Source organism: Aquamicrobium aerolatum DSM 21857 (genome assembly GCF_900113935.1).
Taxonomy (GTDB): domain Bacteria; phylum Pseudomonadota; class Alphaproteobacteria; order Rhizobiales; family Rhizobiaceae; genus Aerobium; species Aerobium aerolatum.
The window spans coordinates 23,902-40,281 of sequence record NZ_FORF01000012.1; the positions used below are offsets into that span (position 1 = coordinate 23,902).

Genomic DNA, 16,380 nt, shown 5'->3' on the forward strand with positions numbered 1-16,380 from the left:
AAGGACATGCGTCACTACAGCAACTTAAAGCGTGTGAAGCGAATTCGAGAGGCCGCGACACGCTTTAGGGTCGGGGCGAGTGCGATTGCGGCATGGATAAATTTCTTCGCTTCGCCTATGTCTGACTGACAATCGATTGTCGCAGGTATTTGGCTTGACGCGCGGAACATTCATTACATTCGAAGGCGGCGAGGGGGCAGGCAAGTCCACTCAGATTATCCAGCTCGCCGAGATGCTGCGTAAACAGGGCCGCACGGTTATTGTCACGCGGGAACCTGGAGGCTCTCCGGGAGCCGAAGCGATCCGGCACGTTTTGCTTTCCGGTGCTGCCGAGCCCTTCGGTCCGGCGATGGAAGCCATTCTGTTTGCGGCTGCGCGTTCGGATCATGTTGAGCAGGTTATCCGCCCAGCGGTCGAGCGGGGGGACGTTGTTCTCTGCGACCGCTTCATGGATTCCAGCCGCGTCTATCAGGGCGTCACCGGCAACCTGCCGCGCGACTTCATGGAGAGTCTCGAAGCGGTGACGGTCAACGCCCTGTTGCCCGACCTGACGATCATTCTGGATGTGGATCCGGAAGAAGGGTTGCGTCGTGCCACCGCTCGTCGGGGCGACGAAACGGCTGATCGCTATGAAAAGGAAACGCTGGAAGTGCATCGGCGGCGGCGCAAGGCATTTCTAGATATCGCCAAAGCGGAACCTGATCGCTGCGTCGTGATCGATGCGACCCAATCGCCGAAGAAGGTGTCCAAGCAAATCGCTTCGATCGTGACGGACCGTATCCAACAGGTCGGCGGGGCCGGGAAGGGGACCGCCGCATGAGCTTTGAGCGGCTTGCGCCGGAGCAGTTTGACACGATCCCCGATATCGCCGAGCCTGCAGAAAATCCTGTCCTGGTCGGCCATGAGGAGGCTGTTGCCCATGTTGCGGAAGCTTATCAGGCTGGACGACTGCATCATGCGCTTCTTTTGTCCGGGCCTCCCGGAATAGGCAAGGCCACCTTTGCCTTTCATCTGGCGCGCCATCTTCTCGCAAATCCCGATCATGAACATGCGCCAGACCGGTTCCGTCCGCTAGAGCCTTCGTCATCTGTTTTCAGACAGGTCGCTCAGGGCGCGCATCCCGGCGTTCTGCATCTCACGCGCCCTGTGAATGACAAGACCAAGGCTTTCAAGTCGGTCGTCACGGTCGACGAGATCCGCAAGGTCAATCGCTTTCTGGCGATGACGTCGCATGATGGCAGCTACCGTGTTGCTATTGTCGACCCAGCCGACGATATGAACACGAATGCCGCCAATGCGCTGTTGAAGACGCTGGAGGAGCCGCCTGCGCGAACCCTCTTCATCCTGATCTCGCACACGCTTGGCAGTCTGCTGCCGACCATTCGGTCACGCTGCCAGTCGATCAAGTTGAAGCCGCTGGCGGATCATGAAGTGCTGAAAGTGCTGTCTCATCTGGATGCGGCACTTCCGGATGACGCGACAAGCCAGAACGCTCTCATCGGCCGGGCAGGGGGAAGCGTTCGTGAAGCGTTGTTGCTGACGCAATTCGGCGGCCTCGATATTGCCGACGCGATCGCAAGAACGGTCAGCGCACCGGAGTTCAACGTCACCGATGCGCTGAAGGTGGCGGAAGCGATGAGCGGCCGCGACAGCGCGGTGCAGTTTGAAATTTTCAACCAGACAGCCCTCGACATCGTTGCAGGCTGGGCGCGATCGGCCGCTGTTGAACAGAACGTAGATGCAGCAGCGCGTTTTTCGGAGCTTTGGCAGGATTGCGGACGCATTATGGCCGAGGCCGATGCTTATAACCTCGATAAAAAGCAGCACGTAAACGGGTTGCTGCGCCGAATGTGGCTGTCGACGCACAGTTGAACCACGTCGCAGGTAGCCAGACGTTTTACGATGCGCTATCTCACCCGCAAGCCATTCAAATGCCGGAAGAGCTCACCTCTCATGTCACGCGACCGTTTTTACATCACCACAGCCATTTCCTATCCCAACGGTAAGCCGCATATCGGCCATGCCTATGAGCTGATCGCGACGGACGCGCTTGCGCGTTTCCAGCGCCTCGACGGGAAGGACGTGATGTTCCTGACCGGTACGGACGAGCATGGCATCAAGATGCTGCAGACGGCGCGCAAGGAAGGCATCACGCCGCGTGAACTGGCCGACCGGAACTCAGACCAGTTCAAGCGCATGACGCAGGTTCTGAACGCCTCGAATGATGACTTCATTCGCACGAGTGAGGAGCGCCATTACAAGGCCTCACAGGCGATCTGGAAGGCGATGGAGGCGAACGGCGACATCTACAAGGGTGGTTACGCCGGCTGGTACTCGGTGCGCGACGAAGCCTACTATGGCGAAGAAGAAACAGAAGTCCGCGAGGATGGTGTCCGCTACGGTCCGCAGGGTTCGCCTGTCGAATGGGTCGAGGAAGAAAGCTACTTCTTCCGTCTGTCAGCTTATGGCGACCGTCTTCTGGCGCTTTATGAAGAGCAACCTGGCTTTGTCGGCCCGGTCGAGCGCCGCAACGAGGTCGTTAGCTTCATCAAGTCCGGCCTGAAGGATCTGTCGGTCTCGCGCACGACATTCGACTGGGGCATTCCCGTTCCGGGCGATGAACGCCACGTGATGTATGTCTGGGTCGACGCCTTGACAAACTACATCACTGCAGCCGGCTATCCCGATGAAAATGCTGACCTTTGGAAATATTGGCCGGCCGATGTTCATGTCATCGGCAAGGACATCACGCGCTTCCACGCCATCTATTGGCCAGCATTCCTGATGTCGGCTGGCATCCCGTTGCCCAAGCGCGTTTTCAGCCACGGCTTCCTGTTCAACCGCGGCGAGAAGATGTCGAAGTCGGTCGGCAACGTGATCGATCCGTTTTCGATGGTAGAAAATTACGGCCTCGATCAGGTGCGCTATTTCCTGCTGCGTGAAGTGCCGTTTGGCCAGGATGGCAGCTATAGCCACGAAGCGATCGTCAATCGCACCAATGCCGATCTCACCAACGATCTCGGCAACCTTGCTCAACGTTCGCTGTCGATGATCGCCAAGAACTGCGGCGGCGTGGTGCCCCAGAAGGGCACCTTGCTCGATGTTGATCTGGCGATCCTCCAGCAGGCCGAGGAGGCGCTGGCGACTTCTCGCGAGGCGATGAAAACACAGGCGATCCATGTCGCCTTGGCTTCCGTTTTTGCCGTCGTGGCGGAAGCAAATCGCTATTTTGCAGGGCAGGAGCCTTGGGCGCTGAAGAAAAGCGACCCTGCCCGTATGGAAACTGTCCTGTGGACGACGGCTGAAGTCGTGCGCCGCGTTTCAATTCAGTGCCAGCCCTACATGCCTGAATCATCGTCAAAACTGCTGGATCTGCTGGCGGTTTCTGCCGATGCGCGAAGCTTCTCGCATGTCAACGGCAACGAATTGACGTCCGGCACCCCACTTCCTGCGCCGCAAGGCGTGTTTCCACGCTATGTCGAACAGGAAACAGCGGACTGACGGTCAAAGATGCTGATTGATAGCCACTGCCATCTGGATTTTCCCGATTTTGTCGAGGAGCGCGACGCGATTGTCGCACGCGCCCTTGATGCCGGGGTAAGCCGGATGGTCACGATATGCACGCATGTGCGGCGTTTTTCGCAGATCGCGGCAATTGCCGAGGCCTATGAGCACGTCTATTGCTCGGTAGGCACGCATCCACATAATGCCGGCGAAGAGCTTGACGTTACGACACAAGACCTCGTGAGTCTGGCGCAGCACCCCAAGGTCGTCGCGATCGGCGAGGCGGGTCTGGACTATTATTACGACCGCGCGCCACGTGAGGCGCAGGCACAGGGATTGCGACGCCATATCGCCGCGGCTCGAGAAACCGGACTTCCGCTGGTGATCCACGCGCGCGATGCTGACGACGACATGATTGCAATTCTTGAAGATGAAACGGGGAAGGGTGCCTTCCCCTTCGTGCTTCATTGCTTCTCATCCGGGCTTGGTTTGGCGCAAGCTGGCCTTGCGCTCGGGGGCTACGTCTCGTTTTCCGGCATTCTCACATTCAAGCGATCAGAAGAACTGCGTGAAATTGCACGTCAGATACCACTTGATCGCTTGCTGGTTGAAACGGATGCGCCTTTTCTGGCGCCGCAACCATATCGCGGCAAGCGGAACGAACCATCCTATGTCGTTGAAACCGCATATACTTTAGCCGAAACCGTTGGCGTTTCGCGTGAGCAGATAGCCACGGTCACTACGGACAATTTCTTCCGTCTTTTCTCCAAAATGCCGAATCCGGCTGCGCATGGCTGACCGGCTGCGCCTTACGATCACGGGATGCGGGTCGTCGCCAGGCGTCCCTCGAATCATGGGTGATTGGGGAAATTGTGATCCATCAAATCCGAAGAACCGTCGCACACGGGCGGCGGCGATCGTAGAGCGCATTTCGGATACGGGAGTTACGCGCGTCGCAATCGACACTGGTCCAGATTTCCGGCAGCAAATGCTGGCTGCCAACGTCGATCGCCTCGATGCTGTCGTTTATACACATGCACACGCAGACCACATTCACGGCATTGACGACCTGCGTGGCTATTTTCTGGCGCAACGCAAGCTCATCGACGTTTACGCCGACAAGCCGACACTTGAGCGCATCGACGCAGCGTTCGGCTATTGCTTCGCCACGCCACCCGGCAGCAGCTATCCACCGATTGTCAGGGCAATCACGATTGCGCATGATGTGCCGTTTTCGGTTGACGGTCCCGGCGGACCGATCATTTTTGAACCGCTGACGCAGATGCATGGCGACATCCTGTCTCTCGGATTCCGGATCGGTAATCTGGCGTACTGCTCAGACGTAAGTGCGTTTCCGGAAGAAACCGCTGCGCGGCTTCACGATCTCGACGTGCTGATCGTGGACGCATTGCAGTATCGCGAGCATCCCAGTCATTTTTCTTTGGCACAGGCTTTGGACTGGATCGAGCGCCTGAAACCACGTCGTGCCGTGTTGACCCATATGCATATTCCGCTGGACTACGACACGGTCATGGCCGAAACGCCTGAACATGTGGAGCCAGCCTATGATGGGATGGTGATTGAACTTCCTTTTGCAAGCGATTGATTTCGTTGCGGTGGAGCGTACGGAATGGTCTTCCTGAGGCCTCTGCTCATATCAGTAAGTTCCATAATCTATCTTATGCAATAATCTGGTGTTTTCCGGACGGCTCTCGTAACGCCGCCTGTTTGATGAAATCCCCGCCACACTGTACCGGGGATTTCGAGAGTTCACCGCGTATCTGGAACTTTATTCTGCGGCTTGTGCGTAGCCTTCCGGCGTATAGTTCAGGATTGGCGCCAGCCAGCGTTCGGCATCAACGACATCCATCTTCTTTCGCACTGCATAATCCTCGACCTGGTCGCGTTCGACCTTGGCGACGCCAAAGTAGTAACTTTCAGGATGCGACAGATACAGCCCGGACACAGAAGATCCCGGCCACATCGCCATGCTCTCTGTCAGCCCGACACCGATCTGGTTCTCAGCGTCCAGCAGCCTGAACAATGTGACCTTCTCCGTATGATCGGGCTGCGCCGGATAGCCGGGTGCCGGCCGTATACCCTTGTATGGCTCGTTGATGAGATCTTCAGCGCTAAACGCCTCCTCCGCAGCGTAGCCCCAAAGATCCTTGCGGACTATTTCGTGCATGCGCTCGGCAAAGGCTTCGGCAAAACGATCTGCCAGCGCCTTCACCAATATGGACGAGTAATCGTCATTTGCCCGCTCGAAACGCTCCGCGATTGCGACTTCCTCGATACCAGCCGTCACGACGAACCCGCCTACGTAGTCCGCCTTGCCGCTTTCGGCGGGGGCGACGAAATCTGCCAGTGCCAGATTGGGCTTTCCTTCACGGCGCGGCAGCTGCTGGCGCAACGTGTGCAACGTTGCAAGCTCTTCCTGTCGCCCCTCGCCGGTGAATAGCCGGATATCGTCTTCAACCGCATTGGCTGGCCAAAATCCGACGACAGCTTTGGGCGCGAACCATTTCTCATCGATGATCTTCTTGAGCATCGCCTGCGCGTCCTCAAAGAGCTGTCGGGCTGCCTGGCCCTGCCTTTCATCATCAAGAATAGTTGGATAGCGCCCCTTCAGCTCCCAGGTCTGGAAAAACGGTGTCCAGTCGATATAGCCTGCGAGTTCCGCGAGATCCCATGTCTGAAATGTTCGCGTACCGGTGAATGACGGCTTTGGCGGGGTGTAGTTGCTCCAGTCGATCTTGTAGGCGTTGGCGCGCGCTTTGGCCAAGGGAAGGCGCTGTTTTTCGCGCTCTGAACGCTCATGCGCCTCCGTGACTTTCCTATATTCGGTGCGAAGTTCCTCCAGATAGTCCGGTTTCTGCTCTTCCGACAAAAGTGCCGAAACAACACCGACGGCACGGCTGGCATCGTTGACATGGACCGCCTGCCCGCGTTCATAGCGTGGATGAATTTTGACGGCGGTATGAACCCGGCTGGTCGTCGCCCCGCCGATCAGAAGCGGAATGTCGAAACCATCCCGTTCCATTTCCGCGGCAACATGCGCCATTTCGTCAAGCGACGGCGTAATCAGTCCCGACAGCCCGATGATGTCGACTTTTTCGGCCTTGGCGGTTTCCAGGATTTTCGTCGCCGGCACCATCACGCCCAGATCGATGATCTCGTAGTTGTTGCAGGCCAACACAACGCCGACAATATTCTTCCCGATATCGTGCACATCGCCTTTCACGGTGGCCATCAGGATCTTGCCAGCGCTCTGGCGTGCTTCACCGCCGCCTGCCAGCTTTTCTTCTTCCATGTAAGGAAGCAGCACCGCGACGGCTTGTTTCATGACGCGCGCGGATTTGACCACCTGAGGAAGGAACATCTTGCCGGAACCGAAAAGATCTCCGACGACGTTCATTCCCGCCATCAGCGGTCCTTCGATGACGTGTAGCGGTCGCTCGGCGTTCAGGCGCGCGTCTTCCGTGTCTTGCTCGATGAACTCCGTGATGCCGTTGACAAGCGCGTGCTCCAACCGCTTCTCAACCGGCCATTCCCGCCAGGCCAGGTCGCGCTCCTTGGCTTCCTTGCCACCTGCCCCCTTGTAGCGTTCCGCCAGTTCGAGCAGCCGCTCGGTGGCTGTGCCGCCAGTCTTGGGCGTTCGGTTGAGAACGACGTCTTCGCATGCTTCGCGCAGCTCCGGATCGATGGATTCGTAGACGGCCAACTGGCCCGCATTGACAATGCCCATATCCATGCCGACCTGAATTGCATGGTAGAGGAATACAGCGTGCATTGCTTCGCGCACCGGTTCGTTGCCGCGAAACGAAAAGGACAGGTTCGATACGCCACCCGAAACATGGACATGCGGCAATGTCGCAATGATGTCGCGCGTCGCATCAATGAAATCGACGCCGTAATTGTCATGCTCTTCAATCCCGGTTGCCACAGCAAACACATTCGGATCGAAGATGATGTCTTCCGGTGAGAACCCGGCTTTCTCGGTCAGCAACTTGTAGGCGCGGGTACAGATTTCGACCTTGCGCGCATGCGTGTCGGCCTGCCCCTGCTCGTCGAACGCCATGACCACGACGGCCGCGCCATACATCCGGCACAGACGAGCGTGATCAAGAAAGGCCTCCTCGCCTTCTTTCATCGAGATCGAGTTGACGATCGGCTTGCCTTGGACGCATTTCAGGCCGGCTTCGATGATGTCCCACTTCGATGAGTCGATCATGACCGGTACGCGCGCGATGTCCGGCTCGGTTGCGATCAGGTTCAAATACTCGACCATCGCCCGCTGAGAGTCGATCAGTCCCTCATCCATGTTGATGTCGATGATCTGCGCGCCATTCGCGACTTGGTCACGTGCGACGTCGAGCGCAGCGGAAAAGTCGCCTGCCGTGATCAGTTTCCTGAACTTTGCCGAGCCGGTAACATTGGTGCGCTCGCCCACATTGACGAACGGAATGTCCTTCGTCAGCGTGAATGGCTCAAGGCCAGAAAGCCGCATCTGTGGTTTTGACGTCACCACCGAACGAGGCTTGTGACGTGAAACGGCATCAGCAATGGCGCGGATGTGCTCCGGTGTGGAGCCGCAACATCCGCCAACGATATTGACCAGCCCCTCCCTCGCAAACTCCTCGATTTGACCGGCCATGAACTCTGCCGTCTCGTCATATTTTCCGAAAGCGTTCGGCAGGCCGGCGTTGGGATAGGCACAGGTAAGGGTGTCGGCAACGCTGGCGATCTCGGCGATGTGCGGCCGCATGGCGGCAGCGCCCAGCGCGCAGTTCAGTCCGACTGAAAATGGCTTTGCATGGCGGATGGAATGCCAGAAGGCAGTTGGCGTCTGACCTGTGAGCGTGCGGCCCGAAAGATCCGTGATCGTGCCGGAAATCATCACCGGCAGGCGAACGCCCTTCTCAATGAAGATCTCTTCGGTCGCGAAGATCGCCGCCTTGGCATTGAGTGTGTCGAAGATCGTCTCGATCAGGACCATATCCGCGCCGCCATCGATCAGGCCACGCAATTGCTCGGCATAGGCAAGCCGCAAATCGTCAAATGTGACCGCGCGATAGCCGGGATTGTTGACGTCTGGTGAGATCGACGCGGTGCGGTTTGTCGGTCCCAGCGCGCCGGCAACGAAACGGCGGCGTCCATCCTGCTGTTGCGCGCGGATCATTGCGCGCTTTGCCAGCCGTGCGCCATCTCGGTTCAGCTCATAGACGAACTCTTCCATGCCGTAGTCGGCTTGTGCGATCGTCGTGGATGAAAACGTGTTGGTCTCCACGATGTCGGCGCCGGCCATGGCATAGTTGTATTGAATCTCCTCGATCAGTTTGGGCTGCGTGAGAATCAGGAGATCGTTGTTGCCTTGCTGATGGCAAGCGCACCCGCCGAACCGATCACCCCGGAAGTGGTCCTCGCCAAGCCCGAGATCCTGGATCTGCGTCCCCATCGCCCCATCAAGAATCAAAATGCGTTCACGCGCAGCTTCGGCAAGCGCTGCGAAAACATCAGATCCGTCCGACTTGGGAGTAACGGGACCGAGAATCTCATCGATAGAGGACATGAATGGACTTTCTGTGGGATTTCTCCAGCAGAATTCACATAAAGATATCCTTATGTCAACATTTCATGTGACTTGTCGGATGTTTCCTGTCGCCTGCGCATGCGTCCCAAACCCTTCCAGCCAATTGCGAAACGCAACGAATGCCTCGATCTCTAGGCTGTGTGCTGGAAAGATGAGGGAGTAAGGCGAGCTCACGACCAATCTCCGCTCCGAGGCCATGATCAGGCGCCCTGCCGCTATTTCCGGCTCGACAAGCACCTCAGGCACCAATGCGACGCCGAGTGCCGAAATCGCTGCCCCGATTACCATGTCGAAATGCTCGAAGCGTGGTCCGCGCAGAATGGAGCGAGGGTCATTGCCGGCATCCCTGAACCAATCCAGCCAAAGACTGGGGCGCGTCGTTTGTTGTAGCAAAGGGAAGCGTGACAGCTCTTCGTCGCTCGGAAGGTGCTGCCCGCCTAGCAGATCCGGTGAAATTGCGACCACCAGCCGCTCTTCCATCAGCGGCAGCAATTCGGTGTTGGCTGGCCGCAGATTGCTTCTCTGGATCGCCGCATCAAAAGGCTCGTTGTCGAAGTCAATCGCTTCAAGGCGGGATACAATGTCGAAGGTGACATCCGGAGCGATCAATCGAAATTCACGCAACCTTGGAATGAGCCAGCGCGAGGCAAATGTTGGCAGCACCGCCAGGCGCAGCACTTCGCTCTGGCCGCCGAAAGCCATCACTCCCACCGCTGCCTGGTTCAGTTCATGCAAAATTCGTTCGGCGTCGCGCCGAAACGCCCTGCCCGCGTCTGACAATACGAGCCTCTGCTTCACCCTGCGGAAAAGCAACACGCCGAGCCGATCTTCAAGTGTTCCCAGTGAGCGACTGACGGCGCTTTGTGTCAGGTTCAGTTCGTCAGCCGCGCGTGTGGTGGAACCTGTGCGGGCGCAGGCGGCGAAGGCATGAAGCTCGCCAATCGTAGGGATATGAGTATCGCGCATGAAACTTTTCTAATTATGAGCAATCCTCATTACCATGACAGCATTGCTCGTTGGAAACCAGCCGTCGACCGTGGTATGCGGAACGCCATCTAGTGCAACAAACCTGCAACATACCTGGAGGGACCGCATGGCCGCCGAAAAACGTGACTGGAAGCCCAAGGAACGCCCTGACCTTTCCACCTTCAACTGGGAAGACCCGTTTCTCTTCAACGACCAGTTGACCGAAGAAGAGCGGATGATCCGCGACACGGCTGCAACCTTCGGCACCGATGTGTTGCTGCCACGCGTGGAAAAGGCTTACCTCGACGAGACGGCCGATCCGGAAATCTTCCGCGAGATGGGTGCTCTTGGACTTCTCGGCGTCACTGTTCCTGAGCAGTATGGCGGCCTTGGTGGCTCCTATGTCGCCTACGGTCTGGTTGCCCGCGAAGTCGAGCGCATCGATTCCGGCTACCGTTCGATGATGAGCGTGCAATCCTCCCTCGTCATGTACCCGATCTACGCCTATGGCTCGGAAGAGCAGCGCATGAAGTATCTGCCGAAGCTCGCCTCGGGCGAGTATATCGGTTGCTTCGGCCTGACCGAGCCGGATGCAGGCTCCGATCCGGGCGGCATGAAGACCCGCGCGGTCAAGACCGAGAACGGCTATCGCCTGACCGGTTCGAAGATGTGGATCTCCAACGCGCCGATCGCCGACGTCTTCGTCGTCTGGGCGAAATCGGAAGCCCATGGCGGCAAGATCCGCGGCTTCGTGCTCGACAAGGACATGAAGGGCCTGTCGGCACCGAAGATCGGCGGCAAGCTTTCGCTGCGGGCATCAATCACCGGTGAAATCGTGCTCGACAATGTCGAAGTCGGCGAAGACGCCCTGCTCCCGTTCGTTGAAGGCCTCAAGGGGCCATTCGGCTGCCTCAACCGCGCTCGCTACGGAATTTCCTGGGGCGTCATGGGCGCTGCGGAAGATTGCTGGCTGCGCGCCCGCCAGTACGGCATGGATCGCAAGCAGTTCGACAAGCCGCTTGCTGGCACCCAGCTGTTCCAGAAGAAGCTCGCCGACATGCAGACGGAAATCGCGCTCGGCCTGCAGGCTTCGCTGCGCGTCGGTCGCCTGATGGACGAGGGCCGCGCGGCACCGGAGATGGTTTCGATCGTCAAGCGCAACAATTGCGGCAAGGCGCTCGACATTGCACGCCAGGCGCGTGACATGCACGGCGGCAACGGCATTCAGATCGAGTACCACGTGATGCGCCACGCGGCCAACCTTGAGACCGTCAACACCTATGAAGGCACGCACGATGTGCACGCGCTGATCCTGGGCCGCGCCCAGACAGGCCTACAGGCGTTCTTCTGATAGCGAACCGGGCGGCGTAGACATCGCCGCCGTCACGCATTACCTCTCGGGGCGAAAATGTCGTCCCGAGAGTCCCATATGAAGCCTTCCAGAGATATTTCGCGCCTGATCGAGATCATGGCAGCGCTGCGCGACCGCGACACTGGTTGCCCGTGGGACATCGAACAGGACTTCAAGTCCATCGCCCCCTACACCATTGAAGAGGCCTATGAAGTTGCCGATGCGATCCAGCGCGGCGACCGTGACGACCTTCGCGATGAACTGGGCGACCTTTTGTTGCAGGTCGTTTATCATGCCCGCATGGCCGAGGAAGAAGGCTCTTTCTCATTTGGCGACGTTGTAGAGGCTGTCACCAGAAAGATGATCCGTCGTCACCCCCATGTGTTCGGGGATGAAGATGCGCGCAGCGCTGGCATGGCCAAGGGGATGTGGGAGATCATCAAGGCGGAGGAGCGGGCGGAAAAGCATGCTGCTCGCATTGCCCGCGGCCTGCCGCCAGAAGACCATGGCGCCGGCTATCTGGACGGGATACCGCTGGTGCAACCTGCCCTCACCCGAGCGCTGAAAATTCAGCAAAAGGCGGCGCGGGTCGGTTTCGACTGGAAAGAAGCCGCGCCGATTCTCGACAAGATCGAAGAGGAAATCTCCGAGTTACGCGAGGCCATCGCGTCCAGTGATACGCTGCACGTTGCCGAAGAATACGGCGACACGCTCTTTGCGCTGGTCAACTTCGGACGTCATCTTGAACTTGACCCGGAAGAAGCGCTGCGTCGCACCAACGACAAGTTCCGCGATCGCTTCCATTACATCGAAACGAAGCTTGCCGCGCAGGGCCGCGCATTGGGTAGCGCGACCCTCGATGAGATGGAAGAGCTGTGGCAGGAAGCCAAGACCGGCATTCTGAAAGATCGTGACGCGCTTTAGCCCGCGTTCTTGCCGAACCGCTCAACGATCTCCTCGCGCACCGCTTCGGTCACACGCAGAGACAGGTCGATGCCGCCGTCGTCGCGGTCGGCGCGGGCCAGCACCGAGCTGTTGCGATAGAGCCAGTCGATTTCGCCGGCACGTGCCGCATCGAGCGAAACATTCATCGTCACGAGGCTTCCGGCAATCCGCTCTTCGATCAGGGTCGCCAGACGATCAACGCCCTCGCCCGACATCGCGGAGATCGCTGCCGGATGACGCGCGCCGGGCTCACCTTCGGCAAGGTTGTCTCGCGCGGACGCGTCCAGAAGATCAACTTTGTTCCAGACTTCCAGCACACGGCGTTCGTCGCTCGCATCAACGCCCAGATCGTGGAGAATGCGCTCGACATCTTCTGATTGCGCGACTGTATCCGGGTCCGAAATGTCTCGCAGGTGGATGATCAGGTCGGCTTCCACCACCTCTTCCAGCGTCGCACGAAATGCCGCGACGAGATGTGTCGGCAGGTCCGAGATGAATCCCACCGTGTCCGACAGGATGATCATCGTGCCATGTGGCAGGCGCACGCGGCGCAATGTCGGGTCGAGCGTTGCAAACAACATGTCCTCGGCCATCACCTCGGCGCCGGTCATGCGGTTGAACAGCGTTGATTTGCCAGCGTTCGTATATCCGACAATTGCGACAATCGGATAAGGCACCTTGCGGCGCTTGGAGCGGTGGAGATCCCGTGTGCGGCGGACCGTTTCCAGCTCCCGCTTCAGTTTGACGATCTTGTCCTGCAACGCACGGCGGTCGGCTTCGATCTGGGTTTCGCCCGGACCGCCGAGAAAGCCTGCACCGCCGCGCTGACGCTCAAGGTGAGTCCAGCTGCGAACAAGTCGGCCCTTCTGGTAGTTTAGATGCGCCAGTTCGACCTGCAGCGTGCCTTCACGCGTGCGGGCGCGTCGGCCGAAAATTTCAAGAATGATCCCCGTGCGGTCCAGCACCTTGGCGTCGAGCGCCTTTTCGAGGTTGCGCTGCTGGACCGGTGTCAGGGGATGGTCGACGAAGACCAGCTCTGCCGAGGTCTCTTCGACGAGCGCAGCAAGCTCTTCAAGCTTCCCGCTTCCCAGCAAGGTCGCCGGACGAGGATCGTTGACCATCACGATCTCGCTGTGAACCGTCTCCAGGTCGATCGCGCCTGCCAGGCCGATGGCCTCATCAAGGCGCGCCTGCGGCGAACGCAGCGGCTTTGGACGGGTTTGGCTCGCTTCCTCGGCGACCTGCCGCGGCAACCGTGTCAGGACCGGCACGATGATGATCGCGCGCGCGGTCGCTTCCGGACGCAATTCAGCGCCCTCCGCTCCTTCGGAGCGGTGGCGCTTTGGCGTGGACTTCTTGTCTTGTGTCAATCAGGCGTCCCGGCCGCCATCTTCACCGTCAAACATCTGGACCGGCTGGCTCGGCATGATGGTCGAGATGGCATGCTTGTAGACGAGCTGCGAATGTCCGTCCCGGCGCAGAAGTACGCAGAAATTGTCAAACGAAGTGACGACACCGGTCAGCTTCACGCCGTTGATCAGAAAAATTGTAAGTGGATTCTTGCTCTTACGAACAGAATTAAGGAAAACATCCTGCAGATTTTGCGTCCGTTCCGCCATTGTTCTTATCTTTCGCCGATCCCCAACGGTGCGCCAGTCATTGCGCCCGATTGGGTGTGCTCTGTCAAGCGCACATCCAAAAATTCGCCCACCATCATCGGCACGCGCACGATCTCTTTCGGCCCTTTCACCATCGCGGTTATCAGGCCGGGGTCTTTTCCGCAACTTCAAAAAAGGCCTCACGTAACGACAGGGTCACGGAACCCGGATGCCCGTTCGCCACGCTGACGCCATCGATTTCCACCACCGGCATGACCACCGTTGTTGCTGCGGTAATGAAAGCTTCTTTTGCCTGCTTGGCTTCATCGACGCTAAAGCCGCGCTCGTCAACCATAAGTCCCAGCTTTGATGCGACATCCATTACCGTTGAACGGGTGACGCCGCGCAATATGCCAGCCTCGGCCGGTCGCGTGACCAGCTTGCCGTCAGCAGTCACGATCCACGCATTTGTGGCTGCCCCTTCCTTGACCGTTCCATCAGGGTCGACGAACCAGGCCTCAGCTGCGCCTGCTTCTCTTGCCTTCTGGCGCGCGAGCACGTTTGGCAGCAGTCCAATGGTCTTGATGTCCACACGGTCCCAGCGGTTTTCAGCCACCGTGATAACTTTGATCCCGCGTTCGGCCCGGAGTGCCGACGCCGATGGGTCCGTCCGCTTTGCCGTCACGACAAGCGCAGGCTTCACAGCCGTTGTCGGAAAGAAGTGGTCGCGCGGAGCAACGCCGCGTGTGACCTGAACATAGACAAGCCCGTTCTCGACGCGGTTGCGTCGCACCACTTCGCGCATCACCATCTCGACAGCACGGCGCGCTATCGGCCAGCCGATCTGCAATTCCCTCAGTGAGCGATCGAGACGTTCGAGATGGCGCGTACGGTCCATGAGATTTCCGCGCGCAACCTCGCAAACTTCATAGACGCCATCGGCGAACTGGTAGCCGCGATCTTCAATATGCACACTCGCAGTCGCGTGCGGCACATAACGCCCGTTCACATAGGCAATGCGTGGCATGGATTTCCCTCAGGTAAAAAAGACGTGTGATCAGACACCGAGTGACTTCAGCTTGCGATGAAGGGCCGAGCGTTCCATGCCGATAAATTCCGCTGTGCGTGAAATATTGCCACCAAAGCGGTTGATCTGCGCGAGAAGATATTCCTTCTCAAACTGCTCGCGGGCTTCTCGCAACGGCAATGCCATGATGTGTTGATCCGACTGGTTGGGCGTGCGTGGCATCACGTCGCCGATTTCCTGCGGCAGAAGGTCAGCCGTGATCGGGCTGTCGACATCATCCCCTCGCGCCAGAATCATGAGGCGCTCAATGTTGTTTTTCAGCTGGCGTACATTGCCTGGCCAGTTATGTGCCTGCAGCACGGCCAGCGCGTCGACGCCCATCCGTCGCATCCGGATGCCAGCCTGCGCCGCCATCTGGCGCATGAAGTGATCGACGAGGTAAGGGATATCCTCGCGCCGCTCTGAGAGCGGCGGCACCTGCACCGGCACCACTGCCAACCGGTGGTATAGGTCTTCGCGGAAACGCCCTTCCCCGATCAAGGTTTCGATATTCTGCGAGGTGGACGAAATGATGCGCACATCGACCTTCACTCTTTGCGAACCGCCGACCCGCTCGAATTGCTGGTCCACCAGCACCCGCAAGATTTTCGCCTGCGTCTCGCGCGGCATGTCAGAAACTTCGTCGATGTAAAGAATACCGCGATGCGCCTCTTCCAGCGCACCAACCTTGCGCTGGCCATCGCTGTTGGCTTCAGTGCCAAACAGCTCCATTTCCATGCGTTCCGGAGTGATTGAAGCGGCGTTGAGGGTGACGAACGGTCCGCTTTTTCGTGGCGAAAGGGCGTGAATGGCGCGTGCCGCGAGTTCCTTGCCGGAACCTGATGGGCCGGTCATCATGATACGACTGTTGGTCGGCGCCACACGCTCGATCGTCTGCCGCAATTGCGTCATCGCGGCCGACATACCGATCAGATCAAACGTCTCGCCACTGCGCTTGCGCAAGTCGGACAATTCGCGACGAAGCTTTGAAGTTTCCAGAGCCCGCTCTGCGATAAGGATCAGCCGGTCGGCCTTGAAAGGCTTTTCAATGAAATCGTATGCGCCACGACGGATGGCAGATACCGCGGTTTCGATCGTGCCATGCCCAGAGATCATGACGACTGGCAGGTTGGGGTGAAGCTTCTTGATCTCATCCAGCAAAGCGAGGCCGTCCAGCCGGGATCCCTGCATCCAGATGTCGAGAAATATCAGACGTGGAACTCGCAGAGAGATCGCCGCGAGCGCGCTGTCTGCATCATGCGCGGTACGCGTTTCGTGCCCCTCATCCGACAGAATGCCAGCTACCAGCTCGCGAATGTCGTCTTCGTCGTCAACGATCAGAATATCAGACGCCATT

At 58.5% G+C, this 16,380-nt stretch carries 13 protein-coding genes; 7 read left to right on the forward strand and 6 right to left on the reverse strand.

What is annotated here, in order from left to right; all coding sequences use genetic code 11:
* The first annotated feature begins 154 nt into the window (after window positions 1-154).
* The 5 genes from tmk (at window position 155) to BMZ42_RS11175 (ending at window position 5,110) form a co-directional block, all read left to right on the forward strand.
* Window positions 155-820, forward strand: coding sequence for a dTMP kinase (gene tmk / locus BMZ42_RS11155; RefSeq protein WP_091522517.1), 666 nt, complete (start codon window positions 155-157; stop codon window positions 818-820).
* Window positions 817-1,872 carry a DNA polymerase III subunit delta' gene (locus BMZ42_RS11160; RefSeq protein ID WP_091522276.1) on the forward strand — a complete coding sequence of 352 codons (1,056 nt, stop codon included), beginning with the start codon at window positions 817-819 and terminating at the stop codon, window positions 1,870-1,872. Before tmk ends, BMZ42_RS11160 begins: the two co-directional genes overlap by 4 nt.
* An 81-nt stretch (window positions 1,873-1,953) precedes the next feature.
* Window positions 1,954-3,501 (forward strand): methionine--tRNA ligase, encoded by a 1,548-nt coding sequence (gene metG, locus BMZ42_RS11165; protein ID WP_091522278.1) that lies wholly within the window; start codon window positions 1,954-1,956, stop codon window positions 3,499-3,501.
* Window positions 3,502-3,510: 9 nt separating this feature from the next.
* Window positions 3,511-4,302: a TatD family hydrolase gene (locus BMZ42_RS11170; RefSeq protein ID WP_091522280.1), complete on the forward strand. Its 792-nt coding sequence runs from the start codon at window positions 3,511-3,513 to the stop codon at window positions 4,300-4,302.
* Window positions 4,295-5,110, forward strand: a complete 816-nt coding sequence (locus BMZ42_RS11175; RefSeq protein ID WP_091522283.1) for an MBL fold metallo-hydrolase — start codon at window positions 4,295-4,297, stop codon at window positions 5,108-5,110. Before BMZ42_RS11170 ends, BMZ42_RS11175 begins: the two co-directional genes overlap by 8 nt.
* Before the next feature lie 183 nt (window positions 5,111-5,293).
* Here the strand turns inward: BMZ42_RS11175 and metH are convergent, their stop codons facing one another.
* Both metH and BMZ42_RS11185 read right to left on the reverse strand, forming a co-directional pair.
* On the reverse strand, window positions 5,294-9,076 hold the full coding sequence (gene metH, locus BMZ42_RS11180) for a methionine synthase (protein ID WP_091522284.1): 3,783 nt from the start codon (window positions 9,074-9,076) through the stop codon (window positions 5,294-5,296).
* A gap of 63 nt (window positions 9,077-9,139) precedes the next feature.
* Window positions 9,140-10,063 (reverse strand): LysR substrate-binding domain-containing protein, encoded by a 924-nt coding sequence (locus BMZ42_RS11185; protein WP_091522287.1) that lies wholly within the window; start codon window positions 10,061-10,063, stop codon window positions 9,140-9,142.
* Window positions 10,064-10,190: 127 nt separating this feature from the next.
* Here BMZ42_RS11185 and BMZ42_RS11190 point away from each other — a divergent pair, with 127 nt between their 5' ends.
* Together BMZ42_RS11190 and mazG are read left to right on the forward strand one after the other, a co-directional pair.
* Window positions 10,191-11,414, forward strand: coding sequence for an acyl-CoA dehydrogenase (locus BMZ42_RS11190; protein WP_091522290.1), 1,224 nt, complete (start codon window positions 10,191-10,193; stop codon window positions 11,412-11,414).
* A 78-nt stretch (window positions 11,415-11,492) separates the two neighbouring features.
* Window positions 11,493-12,338: a nucleoside triphosphate pyrophosphohydrolase gene (mazG, locus tag BMZ42_RS11195; protein WP_091522292.1), complete on the forward strand. Its 846-nt coding sequence runs from the start codon at window positions 11,493-11,495 to the stop codon at window positions 12,336-12,338.
* Here mazG and hflX read toward each other — a convergent pair.
* The 4 genes from hflX to ntrX all read right to left on the reverse strand — a co-directional run bounded on the left by hflX (window position 12,335) and on the right by ntrX (window position 16,379).
* Window positions 12,335-13,729 carry a GTPase HflX gene (gene hflX / locus BMZ42_RS11200; RefSeq protein ID WP_420492463.1) on the reverse strand — a complete coding sequence of 465 codons (1,395 nt, stop codon included), beginning with the start codon at window positions 13,727-13,729 and terminating at the stop codon, window positions 12,335-12,337. The genes mazG and hflX overlap by 4 nt on opposite strands.
* Entirely contained in the window at window positions 13,730-13,978 is a 249-nt protein-coding gene (hfq, locus tag BMZ42_RS11205) for an RNA chaperone Hfq (RefSeq protein WP_091522294.1), read from the reverse strand.
* Between the two features lie 142 nt (window positions 13,979-14,120).
* A complete protein-coding gene (locus BMZ42_RS11210) occupies window positions 14,121-14,984 on the reverse strand; it encodes a D-amino-acid transaminase (RefSeq protein WP_091522297.1) in 864 nt (287 codons plus the stop codon).
* A gap of 30 nt (window positions 14,985-15,014) precedes the next feature.
* Complete coding sequence (gene ntrX / locus BMZ42_RS11215; protein ID WP_091522299.1) at window positions 15,015-16,379, reverse strand: nitrogen assimilation response regulator NtrX; 1,365 nt, start codon at window positions 16,377-16,379, stop codon at window positions 15,015-15,017.
* Window position 16,380: the final 1 nt, after the last annotated feature.

Excerpts from the sequence above, each read along its gene's own strand:
- BMZ42_RS11185 (WP_091522287.1), bottom strand. The coding sequence starts at position 10,063 with ATGCGCGATACTCATATCCCTACGATTGGCGAGCTTCATGCCTTCGCC.
- metH (WP_091522284.1), bottom strand. The coding sequence starts at position 9,076 with ATGTCCTCTATCGATGAGATTCTCGGTCCCGTTACTCCCAAGTCGGAC.
- BMZ42_RS11160 (WP_091522276.1), top strand. The coding sequence starts at position 817 with ATGAGCTTTGAGCGGCTTGCGCCGGAGCAGTTTGACACGATCCCCGAT.
- BMZ42_RS11175 (WP_091522283.1), top strand. The coding sequence starts at position 4,295 with ATGGCTGACCGGCTGCGCCTTACGATCACGGGATGCGGGTCGTCGCCA.
- hfq (WP_091522294.1), bottom strand. The coding sequence starts at position 13,978 with ATGGCGGAACGGACGCAAAATCTGCAGGATGTTTTCCTTAATTCTGTT.
- mazG (WP_091522292.1), top strand. The coding sequence starts at position 11,493 with ATGAAGCCTTCCAGAGATATTTCGCGCCTGATCGAGATCATGGCAGCG.
- metG (WP_091522278.1), top strand. The coding sequence starts at position 1,954 with ATGTCACGCGACCGTTTTTACATCACCACAGCCATTTCCTATCCCAAC.
- BMZ42_RS11170 (WP_091522280.1), top strand. The coding sequence starts at position 3,511 with ATGCTGATTGATAGCCACTGCCATCTGGATTTTCCCGATTTTGTCGAG.
- BMZ42_RS11190 (WP_091522290.1), top strand. The coding sequence starts at position 10,191 with ATGGCCGCCGAAAAACGTGACTGGAAGCCCAAGGAACGCCCTGACCTT.
- BMZ42_RS11210 (WP_091522297.1), bottom strand. The coding sequence starts at position 14,984 with ATGCCACGCATTGCCTATGTGAACGGGCGTTATGTGCCGCACGCGACT.
- ntrX (WP_091522299.1), bottom strand. The coding sequence starts at position 16,379 with ATGGCGTCTGATATTCTGATCGTTGACGACGAAGACGACATTCGCGAG.